This is a genomic window from Glaciihabitans sp. UYNi722 (genome assembly GCF_040549465.1).
Lineage (GTDB): Bacteria > Actinomycetota > Actinomycetes > Actinomycetales > Microbacteriaceae > Lacisediminihabitans.
Genome location: NZ_JBEPTL010000012.1, coordinates 78,705 through 97,176, shown reverse-complemented (window position 1 = coordinate 97,176; position 18,472 = coordinate 78,705). Strand labels below are relative to the sequence as shown.

Below are 18,472 nucleotides of genomic sequence, written 5' to 3'. Positions count from 1 at the left end.
GATCGAGGGGACAACAGTGGCCGACGAACCGCAGTGGCAATCGCCGGGAGACCCTCCACGGCAGGGTGGCGACCCGGTTCCGCCGGTGCCACCGGTCACTCCAAGCTTCCCGCCGCTCGACCCCGGTCACTATGCACCCCTTGGGTCACCGCCTCCACCACCGCCCGGCGCCCCGCAGAACGGCCGAGCCCAGAACGGCTACGGGCAGAACGGCTACGGACAGGGCGAGCCCGGCTGGACGCCACCACCGAAGCCCGGTCTCATCCCGCTGCGACCGCTCGACGTCGGCACGATCCTTGGCTCGTCATTCCGGGTGCTGCGCCGCAATCCGCGCCCGACTTTCGGAGCGGCCCTGGTCATCCAGGGCATCGTCTCCCTCCTCATCGTGCTGGTGGTGGGAGGGGCGACCTTCTTCGCGCTGACCCGCATCGGTTCCAGCACGTCGAAGGACGCCGGCCAGATCACCGCAGGCGCTGTCGGCCTGATCGTGATCGCGGCAATCATTCCGGTCTTCTTCGCCATCATGGCCTCAGCCTTCCTGCAGGGCATCATCGTTCTCGAGGTCTCGCGAGGCGCGGTCGGCGAGAAGTCGACTTTCCGGCAGCTCTGGCAGCGGGCGAAAGGACGGGTCTGGGCCCTCATCGGGTGGACGCTGCTGGTCATCCTGGCTGTGACCGTGGCGACGGCGATCCTGGTAGGGATCATCGTGGCCCTGGCTTCCACGGCGGCTGCTGCTGGCATCGTTATCGCCGTGCTGGTCGGAATCTTCGGAGCGCTCGGCGCCGTAGTGCTCTACTTCTGGCTCGGCACCAGGCTCTCGCTCGTTCCGAGCGTGTTGATGATCGAACGCCTCACCCTCGGTAGGGCGATCGTACGGTCGTGGTCGCTCACGCAGGGCGGATTCTGGCGCACCCTCGGCATCCAGCTGCTGGTGACCGTGATCATCGGTGTCGTCTCCCAGGTGATCTCCGCTCCGTTCAACCTGCTCTCCCCGCTGCTCGCCGGCCTGCTTGACCCGAACGGCCAGAACGGGCCGACGGTGTTCATCGTCATCGCAGCCTTCGGTCTGCTCTCGGTCATCATCTCGGTGGTCTTCGGCGCGATCACCTCGGTGGTGCAGACCGCGACCACGGCGCTGCTGTATCTCGACAGGCGCATCCGCAAGGAGGGTCTCGACCTGGAACTCGCCCACTTCGTGGAGGCCAGGCAGGCCGGTGACGCGAGCGTCGTCGACCCGCTGCTGCACTCCGTGCCGCAGGCTGGATACTCGTCCGCCCCCCACCCGCCATCGGACCGTTCGCCCTGGTCATGATCGCGTCAGTATTGCTCGCGTCAGTATTGCTCGCGTCAGTCTCGATCACCTCAGGGTTCCTCGATGTCCCTGTGAATCCGGATGCCCCGACAGCCCGCGACTGGATCATCAGGGAGCTCGCGAAACCCGAGTACCAGGCGGCGAAACCGACCTGGTTCGATCGGCTTTCGTCAGCTTTCTGGGACTGGATCAACTCCCTCAAGTTCGGCGACGGTGTCGCCACCCAGGGTCCGCTTCTCGCCATCGCGCTCGCGGTGGTCGTCGCCGCGATCGTCGCCGCCTTTTTGATCTTCGGGCCGCCGCGACTCGGCCGGCGGAGCGTCGTGACCGGCGTTCTCTTCGGCGAGGATGACCGGCGTACCGCAGTCGACATCCGCAAGGCCGCGGAGGATGCCGCCTCCCGCGGCGAGTGGACTGTCGCGATCGAGGAGATGTTCCGTTCGATCGCTCGGGGCCTCGCCGAACGCACCATCGTCACGACGAATCCGGGTTCCACCGCACGCGATTTCGCAGCGCGTGCCGGCACAAGGCTCCCGACCTTCGCCGACGCCCTCAGCGCCGCAGCCGTCGCCTTCGACGAAGTGCGCTACCTCGGACGTGACGGCCAGGAGGAGACCTACCGCCTGTCGGCATCCCTGGAACTCGATCTGCGATCAGCGAAACCCGCACTCGCGGCGACCATCGGTGCGCCGCAGTGACGGCGAACACCACCCTCACCCCGACCATTCGCCGGGCGACTCGCAGATCGCTGTTCTGGATTCTCGCCGCGGCCTTCGCCATCATCGTGGCCCTCATCACCACTGCGATCGGCGCCCGAGCGAGCAGCGGCGGCACACCGTTCTCGGGCACCAACCCCGCCCCGGGCGGCAGCAAGGCGATCGTCGAAGTGCTGAAGCAGCAGGGTGTCAGGGTCACCGTGGCCGAAAGCCTCTCCTCGGCGACGCGATCGCTCGAACACGACAAGGCGACCCTGTTCCTCTACGACACCGATGGCAATCTCGACAGCAAACAACTGAAGGAGCTCGCGGTGCGGGCACGGCACGTGGTCATCCTCTCCCCCACTTTCAGCCAGCTGAAGGCCTTGGCTCCCGAGGTGGGCAGCGCGGGAACGGTCACGAAGAAGTCCCTGTCGAGCGGCTGCTCGCTGCCCGCGGCACGGCAGGCAGCGACGGTCTCCGGCGGGGGAAACGGTTATCGTCTCATCGACCAGGATGCCAATTCCACCCTCTGCTTCGGCAGCGGCAAGAAGGTCTTCTCCCTCATCACCGTCGACCATGGCGACAGCAGCGTGACGGTACTGGGCACGAAGGATGCTTTCAGCAACGAGCATGTCGCCGAGCGCGGCAACGCGGCGCTCGCCCTCACCCTGCTCGGCGAGAACCCGCGGCTGGTCTGGTACCTGCCGACCATCGCCGACTCCGCCGCATCCGATGACCCGAGTCTCGCCGAGCTCACTCCGCCGTGGGTGGGTCCGGTGATGACGCTGCTGGCGATCGTGGCCATCGTCGCCGCCTTCTGGCGCGGGCGACGGATGGGGCCGCTCGTCGTCGAGAACCTCCCCGTCGTGGTGCGCGCGAGCGAGACGATGGAGGGGCGCGCCCGTCTCTACCAGCGCGGAGCAGCACGGCTCCGCGCACTCGATGCCCTGCGGATCGGCGCGATCGACAGGCTCGCCGCCCAGTCCGGCCTGCCGAGGATCGCGAGCGTTGACGAGGTGATCGCGCGGGTCACCGATCTGACCTCCAGCGATTCCGCCGTCATCCGCTCGCTACTACTCGACACGGTGCCCACCAGCGACAGCGAGTTGGTGCGACTCTCCGACCAGCTTCTCGAGCTCGAAAGAGCCGTCGAACGCGCGACCCGCCCATCCTGAACCATCCGAAACAACCGTGGAGAATGAACGCATGACCGACTACGCCCCGAGCTCGACCACCGACCTCCGCGCCCAGTTCGCACGGGTGCGCACCGAGGTCGGCAAGGCCGTCGTCGGCCAGGACGGCGCGGTGACCGGCCTCATCATCGCGCTGCTCGCCGGTGGCCACGTGCTGCTCGAGGGTGTGCCGGGCGTCGCCAAGACACTCCTCGTGCGCACGCTCAGCCGTGCGCTGCACCTCGAAACCAAGCGGGTGCAGTTCACCCCCGACCTGATGCCGGGCGACGTGACAGGTTCACTGGTCTACGACGCGAAGTCGGGCGAGTTCGACTTCCGCGCGGGGCCCGTGTTCACCAACATCCTGCTCGCCGATGAGATCAACCGCACGCCGCCGAAGACCCAGTCGGCGCTGCTGGAGGCGATGGAGGAGCGGCAGGTCAGCGTCGACGGCGAGACGCGGCCGCTTCCCGTGCCGTTCATCGTCGCGGCCACCCAAAACCCGATCGAATACGAGGGCACCTACACGCTGCCCGAAGCACAGCTCGACAGGTTCCTGCTCAAGCTGGTGCTCGACATCCCGGAGCGCAACGACGAGGTCGAAGTGCTGACCCGCAGTGCCGCCGGTTTCAACCCGCGCAACCTGGAGGCCGCCGGTGTCTCGGCGGTTCTCGATGCCGACCAGCTCGCCGCAGCCCAAGCGGATGTCGCGAAGGTCGGGGCGAGCACCGACGTGCTGTCCTACATCGTCGACCTCGCACGAGGCACGCGGCAGAGCCCGTCGGTCAGGCTCGGCGTGAGTCCTCGTGGAACCACGGCACTTCTCGCGGCCGCCAAGGCCTGGGCCTGGTTGACCGGTTTCGACTCGATCACCCCCGACCACGTGCAGGCGATGGCGCTGCCGGTCTGGCGGCACCGCATCCAGTTGCGGCCGGAGGCTGAACTCGAGGGTGTCTCCCCGGATTCGATCCTGCGGTCGATCCTGCAGCAGGTGCAGGTGCCGATCTAGCCATGGCTCGGATTCTCTGATGGCACTGTCTGGGTGGTTCGTGCTGCTCGTGGCGCTCGGCATCCTGCCGGTCGTCGTGCTCGGCGACCCCGGATGGCTTCTGGCCTGGCTGCTCTTCGCCGCCGTCGTCGGCGCCGTCGACCTGATACTCGCCGGTTCCCCGCGCCAGCTCGTGCTGGAACGCGAGCTACCACAACGGGTGCGGCTCGGCGAGACCGTGCCGTCCACCCTGTTCCTCGCGAACACCGGGCGCCGGAGGGTTCACGGGATCGTCAGGGATGGCTGGCAGCCGTCCGCAGGCGCGAGCCCGTCGCGAGCGCGGGTGAGCGTGCCATCCGGTGAACGACGGTCGATCATCACCAGCCTGACGCCGTTCCGTCGCGGAGAGCGACTCGCCGCCCAGGTGACCGTCCGCTCCTTCGGACCGCTCGGGCTGCTTGCCCGCCAGGCGAGCATCCAGGTGCCGGGCGCGATCCGGGTGCTGCCGCCATTCAACTCGCGTAAGCACCTGCCATCGCGCCTCGCGCGCCTGCGAGAACTGGATGGACGCACGAGCGTCATGATCCGCGGACAGGGCACGGAGTTCGACAGCCTCCGTGAGTATGTGCGTGGCGACGACGTGCGCTCCATCGACTGGAGAGCCACCGCGCGACGCAGCGACCTGGTGGTGCGCACCTGGCGACCGGAGCGCGATCGACGCGTCGTGATCATCGTGGACAGCGCGCGAACATCCGCGGCCCGTATCGCCAACGAGCCACGTATCGATACTGCTTTCGAGTCCTCACTGCTGCTCGCCGCCCTGGCCACCAGGGCCGGCGACCGCATCGACCTGCTGATCTACGACCGGCGGGTTCGCGGACGCGTGCAGGGAGCGACCGGCGCCGACCTCCTCTCCCGCATGGTCGACGTGATGGCTCCGGTAGATCCCGAGCTCATCGAGATGGACTGGAGTGCCGTTCCGAGCCTGGTCCGCTCCGTCACCAGCCATCGCGCACTCGTCGTACTCATGACCTCGATCGACGCACCCGGCGCCTCGCGCGGACTGCTCGGGATGCTTCCGCAGCTCACTCGCAAGCACACTGTCGTCGTTTCCTCCGTGACCGACCCGACGATCCTCGAAGCCTCTCTCCAACGCGGAAACCGCGACGAGGTCTACCGTGCCGCCGCCGCCGAGCGGGCGATGCTCGACACGACGCGCGTCTCCGCCGCCATCCGTCAGCTGGGCGCCGAGGTCGTCACCGGGGCGCCAGCCGACCTGCCGCCGGCTCTGGCCGACCGCTACATCGCCCTCAAAGCCGCCGGGCGTCTCTAGCCGTAATCGGGCGGCGAGCTTCTGTCGCGATGCTGGACGGCTGCGATAACCTGTGAATACGCTCAACGTTGCGCGTTGAAGAAGTCCACGAGCAACAGAAGGATCAGCACATGGCCGAAACCAGCGAAGCCCCGCACTCCCTCATCTCCCGCCTCATCGCCGAAGCCTTCGGTACCTTCCTCCTGGTATTCGGGGTGATCGGCACAGCCCTCTTCACGTCGAGCAACACCGGGATCCTCGGCGTCGCCCTCGCCATCGGGCTCACCGTCGTCGTCGGTGCCTACGCTTTCGGTCCGATCTCCGGTGCGCACTTCAACCCTGCCGTCACCCTGGGTGCGGCTGCGGCCGGGCGGCTGCCGTGGCGTGACGTGGTGCCGTACATCATCGCCCAGATCGTGGGTGGCGTCGTGGCATCCAGCCTGCTGCTCGCTATCGCTGCCGGTGGTCCGAAGGGCTTCCTCGACAGCGTACTCAAGGGCGGATTCGCCTCGAACGGCTTCGGTGACCACTCACCTGCCGGGTTCAACCTGCTCTCGGTGATCCTGGTCGAATTCATCCTCACCGCCTTCTTCCTCTGGGTGATCCTCGGCGTCACGCACCGCAAGGCAGCGGCAGGTTTCGCGCCGCTCGCCATCGGTCTCGCGCTCACGCTCATCCACCTCATCGCCATCCCGGTGAGCAACGCCTCGGTCAACCCGGCCCGCTCGATCGCCACCGCGATCTTCGGTGGACCGGCGGCACTCGGCCAGCTCTGGGTGTTCATCCTCGTTCCGATCCTCGGCGCTCTCGTCGCCGGCTTCACCTACAGGGCGCTGTTCGACCGCGCACCGCTCGCCGACGAGTCCTACCTCAAGCCACTCGATCTCGCTGGCAACGAGGGTGCTCCGAAAGCCTGACCTGATCGACGAAGGGGACCGGATCTCATCCGGTCCCCTTTTTCGCGCCCCGCCGACAACGCAGGACATCGGATGCCGTACGGCCCATCGCGGCGCGTTCGTGTGCGCCGGGCTGCAGATCTCCTGCGTTTTCGGTCGATGCGGAACGGATGCCGCGACTCCCGTCAGCCGGCGACGATCTGTCGCGCGCCCGCCTCGAACTCGCTGAGGTCACCCGTCTCGCCCGCGCGGAACGCACGTCGGCCGATTACCCACTGGTAGACCAGGAACGCGGCGACGGCGACGGTGCCGATACCGATCTTGATCGGCCACGGCCACTCCTGTTTGGTGACGAAACCCTCGATGATGCCGGAGACCAGCAGCGAGCCGATGAGGCCGATCACGACGGTGAACAGCGCCCTACCTTCGGCGGCGAGCGCCTGGCCCCTGGTGCGGGCGCCCGGCGCGATCCACGACCAGAAGATCTTCAGGCCGGCAGCACCAGCCACGAACACTGAGTAGAGCTCCAGCTGGCCGTGCGGCGCGATGTAGAGGAAGAAGGTGTCGATGTGCCCCTGGGATCCGAGCAGCGCGGCGGACAGCCCGACGTTCTGCGCATTCATGAAGAGCAGGTAGGGAGTGTAGACGCCCACGATTCCGTAGGCGACGCACTGGGCGGTGAGCCAGGCGTTGTTGGTCCAGACCTGGCTCGCGAACGACGATGACGGGTGATTGGAATAGTAGTTGACGAATTCCTTCACGTACTGCGACTGCGACTCCTGGGATCCGAAGTTCGCCAGCACGCCGGGAGTGTTCAGCGCCCAGACTGCGTAGAGCACGGCCACGATGGCGGATGCCGCGGCAATGGCCAGCGACAGCCAGCGGATGCGGTACAGCGCCGCGGGAAGCTGCGCCCCGAAGAAACTCGGCAACTGACTGAGCACATTGTTGCCCGCGCCGGTGAATCGCAGTCGGGCGCGGGAGAGCGACAGCGACAGACGATCACCCTGGATCGACTGCCCGGCGGTCGTCTTAATGGCGGATAACTGGCTGGCACCCGACTGATAGCGCTCCACGAGTTCGTCGGCTTCGCCGCCCGAAAAGCGACGTTTCGCACCGAGCCGGGCAAGCTCATCCCATTCATCGCGGTGTGCGGCTGAGTAGGCGTCGAGGTCCATCTGCTTAAATACTAGACATGGTCTCGAATTCGGTCACCGCGCAGGTCGGTTCGGTCTACGACGACTCCGAGCTGATGACCGGTGAGGCCGTCGGCCTCGACCTGCGCCCGACCAGTTTCGTGTTGAGGGCGGCCGGCGCGATCATAGACTTTCTGGCATCCCTCGTCGTCTTCCTGCTCGTGATCTTCGCCATCTCGACCCCGTTCTTCCAGAGTTTCCTCGACGAGGCGAGCGGTGCGGCCGTCTCGATCGCCGCCCTCGTCTTCTGCATCGTCGTGATCCCGACGGCAGTCGAGACGGCCACGCAGGGCAAGTCTCTCGGGCGCCTGGCTGTCGGTGCCAGGATCGTGCGCGACGATGGTGGATCGATCGGGTTTCGCCATGCCTTCATCCGCGCGCTGACCGGCGTGCTGGAGATCTTCTCCACGCTCGGCGGAATCGCCGCGATGGTGGCCCTGCTGAACGGTCGCTCCAAGCGGCTCGGCGATCTGCTGGCCGGCACCTACAGCCAGAACGAGCGGGTCTCTCGCCTCAGCACATCTGTCTTCGGCGTGCCGACGCCGCTCGTCGCGTGGGCGACGACGGCTGATGTCGCTCGGATGCCCGACGGCCTTGCGAGGCGCGTCGCCCAGTTCCTGTCCCAGGCCTCGAAGCTCACGCCGGATGCCCGCGACCGCCTCGCCCGTCGGCTCGCGACCGAGGCCTCGCGTTACGTGTCGCCGGTGCCACCGGAGAACGCGGAACTCTTCCTCGCCGCGGTGGCCGCGATACGCCGCGACCGCGAATATCTCGCCCTCCAGCTCGAACGTCAGCGCCTCGAGCGTCTGGAGCCGGTGCTCACGGGGCTGCCGCACCGGTTCCCCGACCGCGCGTAGCCCGGCCGCCGACTCCGCCGCCGCCCTGCGTCCCTGCCGTCACGCGTCCCTGCCGTCACGCGTCCCTGCCGTCACGCGTCCCTGCCGTCACGCGTCCCTGCCGTCACGCGTCGGGATCGTCCCCGCGTCGATACCGCGCCGCGTCAGCACTGAAAACGCAGGACATCCGTCGCGGAAACGGCATAACGGATGCCGCGAGCGACGTTTTCGCGCAGATCTCCTGCGTTTTCAGCACGGCACGCCGAGCCGCCGCGGGTAGAGCGAGAACGCCAGCCGTGGATCAGTAGCGGTAGTGGTCGACCTTGTACGGGCCGTCCGGGCTGACTCCGATGTAGGCCGCCTGCTCGTCCGAGAGCCTGGTGAGCTTCACGCCGAGAGCGTCGAGGTGCAGCCGCGCGACCTTCTCGTCGAGGTGCTTCGGGAGCACGTGCACATCCACGCCGTAGTTCTCGCCGTGCACGTAGAGCTCGATCTGCGCAAGCACCTGGTTGGTGAAGGAGTTGCTCATAACGAAGGATGGATGGCCAGTCGCATTGCCGAGGTTCATCAGGCGACCCTCGGAAAGCACGAGAATGCTGCGCCCGCTCGGCAGGCGCCACTCGTGCACCTGGGGCTTGATCTCGATGCGCTCGGCTCCGGCGAGCTTCTCGAGGCCGGCGATGTCGATCTCGTTGTCGAAGTGTCCGACGTTGGCGACGATAGCGAGGTGCTTCATGCCCAGCATGTGGTCGACGGTGAGCACATTCTCGTTGCCGGTACCCGTGACAAAGATGTCGACGTCACCGACGACATCGTCGATGGTGGTTACCTGGAAGCCGTCCATCGCAGCCTGCAGCGCATTGATCGGGTCGATCTCGCTGACGATCACCCGCGCGCCCTGGCCCTTCAGAGCCTCGGCCGCGCCCTTTCCGACGTCGCCGTAACCGGCGACGAACACGACCTTGCCGCCGATGAGCACATCGGTCGCGCGGTTGAGACCGTCCGGCAGGGAGTGGCGGATGCCGTACTTGTTGTCGAACTTGGACTTGGTTACCGAGTCGTTGACGTTGATCGCCGAGAACTGCAGGTCGCCTGACTTCGCCAGCTCGTAGAGACGGTGGACACCGGTGGTGGTCTCCTCCGTAACGCCTTTGATCCCGGCGGCGATGTTCGTCCAGCGGTCGGGGGACGACGCGAGGGAGTTGCGGAGGGTGTCGAGGATGACCCGCCACTCGTGGGTGTCGCTCTCCGCAGCATCCGGAACCACGCCGGCGATCTCGAACTCGCGGCCCTTGTGAACCAGGATCGTGGCGTCGCCACCGTCATCGAGGATCATGTTCGGCCCGGTCGCGCCCTCGGCCGACCAGTCGAAGATCTGCGAGGTGCACCACCAGTACTCCTCGAGGGTCTCGCCCTTCCAGGCGAAGACGGGAACTCCCGCAGGTGCCTCCGGTGTGCCGTTCGGCCCGACGGCGACCGCCGCAGCCGCCTCGTCCTGAGTGGAGAAGATGTTGCAGCTCGCCCAGCGCACCTGTGCGCCGAGGGCGACAAGGGTCTCGATGAGCACAGCTGTCTGCACCGTCATGTGCAGCGAGCCCGCGATGCGGGCGCCGACGAGGGGCTTCGAGTCGCCGAACTCGGTGCGCAGGGCCATCAGCCCCGGCATCTCGTTCTCCGCGAGGCGAAGCTGGTGACGTCCAGCCTCAGCGAGCGCGAGGTCACGGACTTTGAACGGCAGGGCGGTGCTGGTGGATGCAAGCGACATGCTTCTATTGTCGCAGGCGGCCGCTCCCTTCGCCGAAAACGCAGGAGATCCGCATCGCACCGGTCGCGAATGGCACCGAAACAGCACGCCAGCGCCGGATCTCCTGCGTTTTGGGCAGAAGACCTCTCAGCAGGACCGTGTCGCGCAGAACCCTACGACGCCCGGATGAGGCGGAGCACCTCGTCGCGCACGCGGGTCATCGCCTCCGGGGTCAGGGCCTCGACGTTGAGGCGCAGCAGCGGCTCCGTGTTGGAGGGGCGCACGTTGAACCACCAGAACGGTTCATCTGCCGATACCCAGCCGGTGACGGTGAGGCCGTCGAGCTCGTCGAATTCGCCGCGACCGGTGAACGCCTCCACGATGCGGTTGTACGCAGCGGGGATGTCCTCGACCGTCGAGTTGATCTCGCCGCTCAGGGCGTAGGGGGTGTACTTCTTCGAGATGGTCGAGAGCGGCCCGGGCTGCGAGCCGTACTCTGCGAGGAAGTGCATGGCGGCCAGCATCCCGTTGTCGGCACCCCAGAAGTCGCGGAAATAGTAGTGGGCGGAGTGCTCGCCGCCGAAGATGGCACCGGTCTCGGCCATCTGGTCTTTGATCAGCGAGTGCCCGACCCTGGTGCGAACCGGGATCGCGCCGGCTGCTTCGATGGTCTCCGGCACGATGTGGGACGTGATGAGGTTGTGGATGACGAAGATGTCGCCCTCCGGCTGGGTCTTGCGTACCCGAGTGATCTCGCGCAGGGCCACCACCGCGGCGACGGCGGATGGTGTGACGGCATCCCCCTTCTCGTCCACGACGAAGCAGCGGTCGGCATCGCCGTCGAAGGCGAGCCCGAGGTCTGCGCCGTTGTCGACGACAGCCTTCTGCAGGTCGACGATGTTCTTCGGGTCGAGCGGGTTGGCCTCGTGGTTGGGGAAGGTACCGTCGAGATCGAAGTAGAGCGGAATGATCTCGATCGGCAGCGCCGGCAGCCCCGCGGCGGCGCCAAGAACGGCGGGCACGGTGAGTCCGCCCATCCCGTTGCCAGCGTCCACGACGATGCGGATCGGACGGATGCCGCTCAGGTCGACGAGGGACCGCAGGTAGGCGGCGTAGTCGGCCAGCACGTCGAGTTCGCGGTACGTCCCCGGAACGGCGACCGGGATGACCCCGGATTCCAGGTACTCCGTCGCGCGGTCGCGAATCGCCTTGAGGCCGGTGTCGAAGCTGATACCCCTGGCGCCAGGCCTGCTGAATTTGATGCCGTTGTAGGTCGCGGGGTTATGGGATGCGGTGAACATGGCCGCCGGCGCGTCGAAGTGTCCTGAGGCGAAGTAGGACTCGTCCGTCGAGCACAGGCCGATCGACACGACGTTGGCGCCGCGTGCCTGGGCTCCGGCGGCGAAGGCGGCAGCGAACCCCGGGGAGGAGTCGCGCATGTCGTGGCCGACCACGACGTCGATGCCCGCGGCATCCACTTCGTCCACGAAGGCGGCGGCCAGGGCGGTGACCACCTCGGTGGTGAGCTGCGAACCCACCAGCCCACGCACGTCATAGGCCTTGATGAACGGGGCGAGATCGATGGGGCCGGTCGAGGGAGCATTCATACCCAAAACCTACAGTGCGAAAGCGGTCAGCTCCCCAGCGAGACGTGCCGCACGACCTGCCAGCCCTGCGGCACCGACAACCGGTCCGCGTGCTTCTCGCAGAGGTCATAGCTGTGCGGGTCGGCGCTGCGGCTGAGTGGCCCGAGCACCGCCATCGAGTCGGCGTAGACCCAGGTGAGTGTGGATACCGCGTCGGTGGTGCACGCGACTTTGCTGCAGGGTCGTCCATCCATTTGTATCCACCCTAACCACAGCATCCGGTCGAGGCCGAAGCCTCGCCGCGTAGAATCCAGCTATGGCAGCACAGCGGAGTCCACGTGCCTCGGCGCGATCCGGATGGCGGGACCGCCACGGTCGCGGCATCCGCTCCGCCGTCACCGGGCCGCACCTCCCGCTGCTGCACACCCGCGCCGACCTGTTCGACCTGACGGTGGCATCCACCGCCGAATATCTCAAAGACATGTGGCCGGATGAACTGGCCTCGGTGATCTTCGAAGTGGCCGGTCTGCCGGGCGAGGTCGACGGGGTGAGCGGCATCGACCGCTGGCGGGTATCCCTGCCGCAGCGCACAGTCACCCTGTACCGGCTCCCGATCGAGAGGCTGGCGCGACTGCAGCGCCACGACGAGCTGCACCGCCGCATGCTCATCGAGAGTTGTGTGTTCCGTGCCGTGGCCGAGCTGCTCGGCAAGGACCCGTGGGACCTGGCCCCGGAGCGCTTCCGTCACCTCTAGATGCGTCAGCGGTAGATAGTGATGGGTCCGGATGCCGGTGCGGACGGGCTCGCCGAGAACGCCGCGAACTGCCCGTCGCCGAGGTAGGTGACCGCAAGCCCCAGCGTGTCGAATCCGGTGGCCGTGTAGGTCGTAGAACTCGTGACTGGCTGAGTCACCGATTTTCCCGCGGGAACCGTAACTGTGATCGCCGCGGAGCCGCTGGTCTTCAGCGTGACCGTCGTCGATGTGCGCGTTGGATTGTTCAGGTGGAGTACCGGGGACGGGCCGGGGGCGACCGTCACGAGTGCGTGCTTGTGGAGAGGTGCGGCGGCGGCGAGCCAGGCGAAATCGGTGGCTCCGGTGGCTCCGACCGTCGACACGCGTGCGCCGGCGACGACTGGCTGGTCACTGGAGATGAGAACCGAGTAGTTGCCTTCTGGGAAAGAGTCGAGCGGTACATCCGTCACCATCCCAGCCTCGACGACCACGCTGACGCTGGTGCCGTCCTCTGTACCGCTGTCGGGTATCACGCTGATCTGGGCTCGCGCCTGCTTGGTGCCGGGCACGAGGAGTCGGATCACCGTGCGGAGATCCTCGTAACCCGGCTCGGCCTGGCGAGCCGAGAGGGCTGCGGAGCCTGCGACGACGAGGCCGGGGATCACGTTGGTGAGCGACGGCTTGTTGGCGATTCCGACGATGCCGACGCCGCCGGGTTCGAGGGTACGCACGGTCGTCTGCTGCAGATTGGCGATCACCTGGCCGCCACGACTCTGCACTCGCACGACGGGTGAGGCGATGCCGGGGGCGAAACCGGCGAGGGAGAACACCCGCTGGCCACCGGGCGCCACGATGATGCCCTGGCTGCCCGCCGCGGGAATCACGCCGGACTCTCCGTACAGGCTCAGCGAAACTGTGGCACCGACGTTGCTCGGGTTACTCAGCGTCAGAAGAGTGGTGCGACCGGTGTCGGTCGCTCCCCCGACCAGCCAGCCGTCGCTCGTGCCCTCCGAGCATTCCGCCGCGGCGAACCCGACGAGGTCGCCACTCGACACTGACTGCGACTGGCTACCGGCGAGCAGGGGTTGGGTAGTCGACTGCTGTGACGCCGGCGGAAGAGTGAGGAGTTGCGGGCCGACGCCTGAGGTGTTGTCCGTGCGCGCAAGTTCTGACGATCGCGAGTCGCCGGCGGTCTGCCCGTAACGAACCGTCGGACGCCCGACCGAGGAGGCCGTCGTCGCCTCCTGGCCTGAGTCGTTGCCGAGACGCAGCATCGGTCCTGCGCACACACGCTGCTGGGCCGCTGGCACGGGAGTGACCCTGGTGGCCGCGGGAGTGGCCGTGTGAGACGGCAGAGGCAGCCAGGCCGCCCCCGCGATCGCTACCGCCGCGACGACGACACCGATCGCACCTGAGACGATGCGGGCGCTGATGATGATCGCGCCGCGTGTGCGGTTCTTCGCCGGCTTCTCGTCGCTCACCGGCTGCTCTTCCGGTTCGGACTGCTCTTCCCGTTCGGACTGCTCTTCCGGTTCGGACAGCTCTTCCCGTTCGGATGTCGGATCAGTCATGATCGTCCTCATCGAATGTTCCGGCCGGGCCCTCGAGCACCGAGCCGCTCACCGCGGTCCGCCGTCTGCGCCTGGCGGTCGGAATGCCGAGCAGCAGCGTAAGTCCGAAGATGATCGCCTGCCCAATCAGGATGGCGGAGCCGAGCGGCGTCTCCGTATTGCCAGCGGGGGCCGCGGCATCCGTCTTCGGCAGGCCCTGGTAGCGCCAGAGCAGACCGTTGTCGGTGTTGCCGACCGGGGTGAGAAGCGAGTTGCTGTCGAGCGCGTCGGAGCTGCGAGCGTAGGCCGCCCTGTCTTTGTCGGCCGGTGAGAGCAACACGAAACCGATGGAGAAATGCCGGAGGTCGGATGCCGCGTCGTAGCCGCTGCGTGAGGCGAGGTTGCCCGTCATCCTGGCGAGTTGGCGTTCGTCGCTGTTCAGCTTCTGCACCGTGGACGCCAGGGTGGAACGGTCGTCGAGGCTCGTGCCGGTTCCCCGCGCGATCACGGCCGAGAGGCCGCCGGCGGGCTGCGCGGTGAGCACGAGGGTTCCGATGCGCGGCCGGTCCTCAGCCTGGGCGGTGACCACGGCGGGAAGAATGCGGCCACCGGCGTGCACGACCGCGGTGCCGAGATAGACGGTGCCGAGCAGTGGAAGGGCGAGAAGCACGGAGGTGACACCGGCCAGCAGGCCGAGCGGAACGGATGCCCGCCCCAGGGCGTCAAGTCCGATTACGACGCTGCCCAGCAGTCCGAGCCAGAACAGGCTGAGCCCGGCACCAGCCCAGATCGGTGTGGCGACCGCCCCCACCGCGGCGACCTCGATGTGGGTGCCGATCACGGCGGTGGCGAAGCCCAGGAGGGCGATGACCATGGAGGGGATGGCGCGACGAGAACCAGGGACGAAGAGCGCGAGGATCGCGAGTGCTCCCACTGGAGCGAGGAGCACGGCCACCAGGACGACGGAGCTGGTCGCAGGTAGCGAGAGATTTCCGAGCACGGTTGTCCACCCGTGCATGCCGGTCCCGGCCTCCGCGAGGGCGAGTCGGAGTCCGCTCGTTCCGCCGCTGATGGTCGGCACACCGGGCTCGGCCAGGAGCCCAAGCGGATTGCCACGCATCACCTGCTGCACCACGAGAGGGGCGAAGAGAGCGAGCGCCGGAATCGGGATGCCGATCAGGCGATGGGTGCTCTTCGGCCGGGAGAACATCCAGGCCAGCCAGCACAGCAGCAGAGCAGGCACCAGCACTGGCGCAGAGGCGGCTGTCGCCGCGAACAGGAGTGCGGCTCCCGCCGCTGCAGCCCAGGACCGGGCGGCCGAGAGGGCGGCGAGTACCAGCCATGGAAGCAGCAGGTGGGCGATCACCGAGCCGAAGTGACCGTCGGACAGCGAACCGAGAAGTGGAGGAGCGAGCGCCCAGAGCACGGCGGCGAGCACCGGAAGAACTGGTTTGGCGGTCAACCGGCGCGCGGCGAACCATGCACCGAGGGCAGCGAGCGGCATGGCGAGCACGTAGACCAGCACGATGCTGAACGATGGCGCCCAGAAGGTGATCGAGCCGAGCACGGCGATGACGTAGACGAAGGGATCGGAGGCCCCCACGAAACCGACACCGATCTCACGCCAGCCGTAACCGACGTGCGACCAGAGTTCGCCGACGGTACCGCTAAGCGGGGAGAGCGTGCCGCCCACGATCGAGGAGGCACCGAGAAGCTGGCCCCAGGAGATCACGCCGACGACAGCGGCGACGAGCACCACCCAGAGTCCGCCGTGGGTGACGAACCCGGCCCGCGGTGCGGAGGCGGTCGCGGCCCCGCTGCTGGCGACGGCCGACTGCTCTCGTGCCTGCCTCCGCCGCTCGCGAACCTCGGCCGGCGGCATCCGGAGCAGTGCGATGGATGCCCAGCCCAGCGTGCGAGTGGTGCGGAAGTTGCGCCTGGCCGGGGCAATGCCGCTCCCGCCGAAAGCGGTCGACAGCGCGGTGGCGAACTCCCCGCCGACGGCGCCGGGGCGTTTGGCGATCACCTGCCCGATGGCGCGGACGATCGCCAGCGGCAGCAGTGACAGCCAGTGGAAGGGAAGCGCTCCGCCAGAGGAATAGACCAGGCGGCGATGCAGCTGCGCTGACCTCGCGATACTCACCCTGCGGCGATCGGGTACCGACTTGCGGCCGAAGAGCTCTGGCCCCCCGGCACTCGCGACCTTGGCTCCTGGCACGACCACGACGCGGAAGCCGGCCAGACGTGCCCTGATCGAGAAGTCGAGTGCCGCGTCGATGCTGGGCAGCCCTGGGTCGAAGCCGCCGAGCGCCGTCCAGAGCGAGCGGCGCACCAGCATGCCGCCGGCCGCCACCCCGAGCACGTCGTCCTGCACGTCATGCTGTGCCTGGTCGAGTTCGCCCTCGACGAGCGGAATGGATGCGCCGAACTGCGTGATCGTCTCGCCGAACTCGGCGATCACATCCGGCTGGTCCCAGCGCATGAGCTTCGGGCCGGCGATCGCCACCGACGGCGCGATCTCGACAGCGCCGAGCAGCTGTTCGAGTGCTGTCGGCGCCGGCGCATTGTCGTGGGCGAGCAGCCAGAACCACTCGTTGTCGGATGCCGCGGGGGCCGCGACCTGGATCGCACGGGAGACCGCACTGCCGAATGAGCCACCGGGAGCGGACACGAGCTGGGCGGGGCCGGACGCGGCGAGAAGATCTGAACTGTTGTCGGTCGAGCCAGCATCCACAGCGATGACGGCATCCGGCTGGCGGGTCTGCCTGGCCAGACCGGCGAGGGTGCGCTCGAGGTACGCCGCCCCTGATCGGGCAACGAGTATCGCAGTGACTCTCGCTTGCATTTGATCGAGACTATGCGCGCGGGCGGGTCAGTCGGGGCGTGACACGCAGACGCGCTGCTCTTGAGTAGCGCTCGATTCGGTCGGGGTGCTGTGTACTACGCGCGCTTGCGCAGCTTGCGGCGCTCGCGCTCGGAGAGACCACCCCAGATACCGAAGCGCTCATCGTTCTGCAGTGCGTATTCCAGGCACTGCGAACGCACCTCACAGGACGAGCAGATCTTCTTCGCGTCGCGGGTCGAACCGCCCTTTTCGGGGAAGAAGGCTTCCGGGTCGGTCTGCGCGCAGAGCGAGTCTGCCTGCCAGGAAAGCTGATTCTCGTCGTCGGTGACCTGTCGGACTCCCGGAACGCCCAGGCGAACCGGGTCGACGAACCAGTCTTCGGGTACTCCTCGACGGTGCTCGTCGATCGCCATATCACAGTCTCCCCTCCGCGATGCGTACGGCATGCGCAAACGCTTTAGGGATAATTACACCTGTGTAGTTCGGCCACGTCAAGTCGCAAATCGTAAAGGCTCAATCGGGGATCGAGGGTTCACGACGCGCCGGGACCCCCAAATGGGTGACAGCGAACTCAGCCCTCGGCGGCCCGCCGCGCATCCCAGGCGCTCGAGACCATCTCCCGAAGGCCGTGCCGCATCGTCCAGTCCAGGTCGCGGGCTGCGAGGTCGCCTGCGGCCACGATACGTGCCGGGTCTCCGGCGCGCCTGGGGGCGATCTCAGGCACGAACGGGATGCCGGTGACCTCCGCCACGGTCGCCATGATCTCGCCGACGGAGACGCCGTCGCCGCTGCCCAGGTTGTAGGCGCTTTCGAGAGGCTCTCCGGCATCCAGTCGCCTGGCCGCAGCCACGTGCGCCGCTGCCAGGTCTGAGACATGGATGTAGTCGCGCACGTTGGTGCCGTCCGGGGTCGGATAGTCGTCGCCGTTGATCTTCGGGGTACGCCCCGCGACCAGAGCGTCGAAGACCAGCGGGAAAAGATTGTGCGGACTCGTGTCGGGCAGCGAGGGATGACCGGAGCCGACGACGTTGAAATAGCGCAGTGACGTGTGCCTGAGACCGGCGGCGACCCCCTGGTCGCGCAGCAGCCACTCGCCGATCAGCTTCGACTCACCGTAGGGCGACTGCGGGTTCTTCGGGGTGTCCTCGGTGACGAGGTCGACATCCGGCGTGCCGTACACCGCGGCGCTGGAGGAGAAGACGATCCTGTCGACGCCTCGATCCTGCATGGCGGCGAGCAGCACCGCGGTGCCCGTCACGTTCTGCTCGTAGGTGTGCAGAGGCCGCTGCACGCTGACCCCGGCGTATTTGAAGCCGGCGACGTGGATGACGCCCGTCACCCCGTGCTGTCCGAGCGCGTCGAGCACTCGCTCACCGTCGAGAATCGAGGCACGGATGAATGGGGTCTCCGGTGCCACGAAACTCGCGTGGCCGCTCGAGAGGTCGTCGAGCACGATCGCCGTGAGACCGGCATCCTGCAGTGCCCGAACGACGTGTGCACCGATATAGCCGGCGCCGCCGGTCACGAGCCAGGTCATGCCCCCCAGAGTAGTACGGGCGTCGCGGCTCGCGTTCGCGCTGTTGTTTCGCTGCTCGTTTCTGAAA

At 67.3% G+C, this 18,472-nt stretch carries 16 protein-coding genes; 8 read left to right on the top strand and 8 right to left on the bottom strand.

Features of this window, described 5'->3' with window-relative positions; translation table 11 throughout:
• The first annotated feature begins 16 nt into the window (after positions 1-16).
• From ABIB56_RS10640 to aqpZ, 6 genes are all read left to right on the top strand, one after another.
• Complete coding sequence (locus ABIB56_RS10640) at positions 17-1,312, top strand: hypothetical protein (protein WP_354569181.1); 1,296 nt, start codon at positions 17-19, stop codon at positions 1,310-1,312.
• The gene (locus ABIB56_RS10635) at positions 1,309-2,010 is read left to right on the top strand and encodes a DUF4129 domain-containing protein (protein WP_354569180.1); all 702 of its coding nucleotides are present in this window, start codon (positions 1,309-1,311) and stop codon (positions 2,008-2,010) included. The genes ABIB56_RS10640 and ABIB56_RS10635 overlap by 4 nt, the downstream gene beginning before the upstream one ends.
• Entirely contained in the window at positions 2,007-3,185 is a 1,179-nt protein-coding gene (locus tag ABIB56_RS10630; RefSeq protein ID WP_354569179.1) for a DUF4350 domain-containing protein, read from the top strand. Before ABIB56_RS10635 ends, ABIB56_RS10630 begins: the two co-directional genes overlap by 4 nt.
• Positions 3,186-3,216: 31 nt before the next feature.
• Positions 3,217-4,191: an AAA family ATPase gene (locus ABIB56_RS10625; RefSeq protein WP_354569178.1), complete on the top strand. Its 975-nt coding sequence runs from the start codon at positions 3,217-3,219 to the stop codon at positions 4,189-4,191.
• A 19-nt stretch (positions 4,192-4,210) separates the two neighbouring features.
• The gene (locus tag ABIB56_RS10620; RefSeq protein ID WP_354569177.1) at positions 4,211-5,503 is read left to right on the top strand and encodes a DUF58 domain-containing protein; all 1,293 of its coding nucleotides are present in this window, start codon (positions 4,211-4,213) and stop codon (positions 5,501-5,503) included.
• 110 nt (positions 5,504-5,613) lie between these two features.
• Positions 5,614-6,399, top strand: a complete 786-nt coding sequence (gene aqpZ, locus ABIB56_RS10615; protein WP_354569176.1) for an aquaporin Z — start codon at positions 5,614-5,616, stop codon at positions 6,397-6,399.
• A gap of 164 nt (positions 6,400-6,563) precedes the next feature.
• Here the strand turns inward: aqpZ and ABIB56_RS10610 are convergent, their stop codons facing one another.
• Positions 6,564-7,556, bottom strand: coding sequence for a stage II sporulation protein M (locus ABIB56_RS10610; protein WP_354569175.1), 993 nt, complete (start codon positions 7,554-7,556; stop codon positions 6,564-6,566).
• Positions 7,557-7,573: 17 nt separating this feature from the next.
• On the opposite strand from ABIB56_RS10610, the gene ABIB56_RS10605 reads away from it, so the two are divergent.
• Positions 7,574-8,431: an RDD family protein gene (locus ABIB56_RS10605; RefSeq protein ID WP_354569174.1), complete on the top strand. Its 858-nt coding sequence runs from the start codon at positions 7,574-7,576 to the stop codon at positions 8,429-8,431.
• Between the two features lie 280 nt (positions 8,432-8,711).
• Here ABIB56_RS10605 and ahcY read toward each other — a convergent pair whose 3' ends face one another.
• The 3 genes from ahcY to ABIB56_RS10590 form a co-directional block, all read right to left on the bottom strand.
• Positions 8,712-10,175 (bottom strand): adenosylhomocysteinase, encoded by a 1,464-nt coding sequence (gene ahcY / locus ABIB56_RS10600; RefSeq protein ID WP_354569173.1) that lies wholly within the window; start codon positions 10,173-10,175, stop codon positions 8,712-8,714.
• Positions 10,176-10,327: 152 nt separating this feature from the next.
• A complete protein-coding gene (locus ABIB56_RS10595; RefSeq protein ID WP_354569172.1) occupies positions 10,328-11,761 on the bottom strand; it encodes a phosphomannomutase/phosphoglucomutase in 1,434 nt (477 codons plus the stop codon).
• Positions 11,762-11,787: 26 nt separating this feature from the next.
• Positions 11,788-11,994: a DUF3499 family protein gene (locus ABIB56_RS10590; protein WP_354569171.1), complete on the bottom strand. Its 207-nt coding sequence runs from the start codon at positions 11,992-11,994 to the stop codon at positions 11,788-11,790.
• A gap of 62 nt (positions 11,995-12,056) precedes the next feature.
• On the opposite strand from ABIB56_RS10590, the gene ABIB56_RS10585 reads away from it, so the two are divergent.
• Positions 12,057-12,494 carry a metallopeptidase family protein gene (locus ABIB56_RS10585; RefSeq protein WP_354569170.1) on the top strand — a complete coding sequence of 146 codons (438 nt, stop codon included), beginning with the start codon at positions 12,057-12,059 and terminating at the stop codon, positions 12,492-12,494.
• Positions 12,495-12,499: 5 nt separating this feature from the next.
• Here ABIB56_RS10585 and ABIB56_RS10580 read toward each other — a convergent pair whose 3' ends face one another.
• The 4 genes from ABIB56_RS10580 to galE all read right to left on the bottom strand — a co-directional run bounded on the left by ABIB56_RS10580 (position 12,500) and on the right by galE (position 18,405).
• Complete coding sequence (locus tag ABIB56_RS10580; protein ID WP_354569169.1) at positions 12,500-14,044, bottom strand: DUF5719 family protein; 1,545 nt, start codon at positions 14,042-14,044, stop codon at positions 12,500-12,502.
• Entirely contained in the window at positions 14,037-16,868 is a 2,832-nt protein-coding gene (locus ABIB56_RS10575; protein ID WP_354569168.1) for a glycosyltransferase, read from the bottom strand. Before ABIB56_RS10575 ends, ABIB56_RS10580 begins: the two co-directional genes overlap by 8 nt.
• Positions 16,869-16,963: 95 nt before the next feature.
• Positions 16,964-17,281: a WhiB family transcriptional regulator gene (locus ABIB56_RS10570; RefSeq protein ID WP_354569167.1), complete on the bottom strand. Its 318-nt coding sequence runs from the start codon at positions 17,279-17,281 to the stop codon at positions 16,964-16,966.
• 158 nt (positions 17,282-17,439) lie between these two features.
• Positions 17,440-18,405: a UDP-glucose 4-epimerase GalE gene (gene galE / locus ABIB56_RS10565; RefSeq protein ID WP_354569166.1), complete on the bottom strand. Its 966-nt coding sequence runs from the start codon at positions 18,403-18,405 to the stop codon at positions 17,440-17,442.
• Positions 18,406-18,472: the final 67 nt, after the last annotated feature.